We start from the raw sequence: 3,231 nt of genomic DNA on the forward strand, positions 1-3,231 counted from the left end.
TCCAAGCTATTGACGTTGGACTCTTCCCAATTGGATTCTTCCAAACGCACAGCAGGGTCGTAGCGGTTGTCTTCGAGGTAGTGAGCCGGAGCTACATAACCATCGTCTTCGTCGTCTTCGCCTGCATCAAAACCAGCATCATAAGAGGCCAAACGGCCTTCCATTTCGCGCACTTGTTTAACGTCAACACCCAGATCTGCTGCAACCGCATGAGCTTCATCATTGCTCAACCAAGCCAAGCGCTTTTTAGGGGCAGGCAGATTAAAGAACAATTTGCGTTGGGCTTTGGTGGTGGCGATTTTAACGATGCGCCAGTTTTTCAGGATAAATTCGTGAATTTCGGCTTTGATCCAGTGCACGGCGAACGATACCAAACGCACGCCCTTATCGGGATCGAAACGTTTAACCGCTTTCATCAGGCCGACATTGCCTTCCTGCACCAGATCACCCAGCGGCAGACCGTAGCCGTTGTAAGAGCGGGCGATATGCACCACAAAACGCAGATGCGCCATAACCAATTTACGTGCGGCGTCGAGATTGCCATTAGTGACCAGATCGCGTGCCAGCTCCTGCTCTTGCTCAACAGTGAGGATAGAGAAGCTGCTGACCGCCTGAACATAGGCATTCAGGTTTGCACCGGGGGCGAGAATGCCGACGGGTTGCAGACTTGTGCTTGTGCTCATGTTTACCTCCAAATTCAATATTGCCCGAGTGTATCACCCGCCTATTGGTTCCGCCAGCACCCAAAAAGTTCACTTTACGCGGATGTTGCACTCTCAATTGGCACGATAGAAAACATCTATTAACGCGGCTGGATTTGGTACAAATGCCGCGCCACTGCGATCCAGGCTCCTACTAATCCGGTAAAACCGGCGATCAGGATTAATTGCAGGCTCTCAATAAAGCCTAGCCCCTGTAAACGAAAACTACTTTGATACAGATCAGCGAGCTGGGTAACTGGCGCCGATAACCACCAAAATCCCAGCGCCAGCAAAATTGCCGCCAGTATTCCACCACCCACGCCAAACCAAAGGCCAGTGTAGAGAAAGGGGCGACGGACATGGGCATCGGTCGCGCCGACCAGTTTAACGACGACAATTTCATCGCGACGATTTTCAATCGCCATGCGGATGGTATTGCCAATCACCAGTAATACCCCCAACGCGAGCAATCCCGCCAATGCGACCACAAAGCGCTCGGCGACGGTAATAAACTGATGCAGGCGCTTGACCCAGAGCATATCCAGGCGCACATCGGCCACCAGTGGGTCCGCCACCAGCGCCTGCTGCAAGGAAGTAAGCACATCGGGCGCATTGCCGCCAATTTTGGGTTTGACCAAAATCACCGCTGGCAATGGGTTTTCATCGAGATGATTAGCCAGCTCGCCCAAACCCGAACCCAATTTGAACTCTTCCAGCGCCTGCTCAGGTGATACGTAGGTAGCCTGGGCAACATCCGGTCGCTTGGCCCAGCGGCTGCGCAGATCCTGCGCCTGGCTGGCGCTGGCATCTTTTTTCAGGAACACCGAGATCTGGCTGGAATCCTGCCAGCTCTGACCAATTTGCTGCACATTGCTAAACACCACAAAGAGCGCGGCCGGCAGGGCGATAGCGATGGCGATCACCAGCCAGGTCATCAGGCTTTGCAGCGGCGTGCCCAGCATGCGCAACAGGCTTTCAATTGCCGAGTTGCTGTGATGTGCACTCCAGGCATCAAACTTGTCGCGCCAGGACATCTGGCTCGACACCGCACCTTGCGGGCGGACATTCTCTACTCGTGGAGGCGCTTCGCGGCGCGGGCGCTCGTTGCGCGGCGTAGCACTGGCACCCATACGATTGGGGCGGCGCTCGGGTTTGGAAGGACGATTCGATTTCACCAGAGCACCCCATCGTGGACCAGTTTGCCTTGCACCAAGCCCAATACCCGTTTATTCATGCGCTTGAGCAATTCCACATCGTGGGTGGCGATCATTACTGTCGTGCCAACTTCGTTGAACTGGCGGAATAAGGTCATGATTTCGTTGGATAATTCCGGATCCAAGTTACCGGTCGGTTCATCTGCCAATAACAAGGTGGGCTTGTTAACCACAGCGCGCGCGATACCGACACGCTGCTGCTCTCCGCCCGATAAGGTCATAGGATTGCTGCGCTCTTTATCGAGCAGATCCACCTTATCAAGTGCCGCGCGCACGCGTTTGCCGATTTCCTGATGAGGATAGCCGGCCACCTGCAATGGCAGGGCGACGTTGTCGTAGACAGTGCGGTCAAATAGCAGTTGGTGATTCTGGAACACCACGCCGATATTGCGGCGAAAATACGGCAGCTGGCTTTTTGGCATACGCGCCAAATGATGGCCATCGACAAATACATGACCGTTGGACGGTTGCTCCATGAGTAGAATGAGTTTCATCAGCGTACTTTTACCAGCACCTGAGTGGCCGGTAAGGAACAGCATTTCGCCCGCTTCTACCTCAAAATCCACGCGCGCCAGCGCTTCGTAGCCGGTGTCATAACGCTTGCTTACAGTTTCAAATCGAATCACAACAAACCCTGTTGGCTGTTAATTAACACTTAATAAATCGAGACATTTCGGATGGGGGTAACGTCAGTTTTGCTCAAAAAGCGCCTTGATAAATGGCTCAGCCGCAAAAGGCTGAAGGTCGTCAATGGACTCACCAACACCGATAAACCGCACCGGCAGCGCAAATTTTTTGCTGAGGGCGAAGATCACCCCGCCTTTGGCGGTGCCATCAAGCTTAGTCAATACCAAGCCGGTCACACCGGCGGCATCGCGGAACTGCTCGGCCTGATTGACGGCATTCTGACCCGTGCCCGCATCCAACACCAACAACACTTCATGCGGCGCGGAGCCATCGACCTTGGCCATCACACGCTTGACCTTGGACAGCTCATCCATCAAATGGTTTTTATTGTGCAGTCGTCCGGCAGTATCGGCGATGACCACATCAATTCCACGCGCTTTTGCCGCATTTAATGCGTCATAGATAACCGAGGCCGAATCTGCACCGGTATGCTGGGCGATCACCGGGACATTGTTGCGCTCGCCCCAGACTTGCAACTGTTCGACCGCAGCAGCGCGGAAAGTATCCCCTGCCGCCAGCATCACTTTTTTCCCTTCATTTTGCAGGCGCTTGGCGAGCTTGCCGATGGTGGTGGTTTTACCCACACCATTTACGCCTACAACAAGGATGACATAGGGCTGTTTGCTGCT

The 3,231-nt window shown here is 54.0% G+C and carries 4 protein-coding genes; all 4 read right to left on the reverse strand.

Annotated elements, in window-relative coordinates; genetic code table 11:
* Positions 1–683, reverse strand: a 683-nt coding sequence (locus tag ACWA6V_RS19695) for an RNA polymerase factor sigma-32 (RefSeq protein ID WP_449524085.1), incomplete at its 3' end; no start/stop codon positions are given.
* 119 nt (positions 684–802) lie between these two features.
* Positions 803–1,876, reverse strand: a complete 1,074-nt coding sequence (gene ftsX / locus ACWA6V_RS19700; RefSeq protein ID WP_449524086.1) for a permease-like cell division protein FtsX — start codon at positions 1,874–1,876, stop codon at positions 803–805.
* Positions 1,873–2,541 carry a cell division ATP-binding protein FtsE gene (ftsE, locus tag ACWA6V_RS19705; RefSeq protein WP_449524087.1) on the reverse strand — a complete coding sequence of 223 codons (669 nt, stop codon included), beginning with the start codon at positions 2,539–2,541 and terminating at the stop codon, positions 1,873–1,875. Before ftsE ends, ftsX begins: the two co-directional genes overlap by 4 nt.
* A gap of 63 nt (positions 2,542–2,604) precedes the next feature.
* Positions 2,605–3,231 (reverse strand): signal recognition particle-docking protein FtsY (gene ftsY, locus ACWA6V_RS19710; RefSeq protein WP_449524088.1); only part of this gene is annotated, 627 nt, incomplete at its 5' end.

This window comes from Cellvibrio sp., assembly GCF_053579595.1.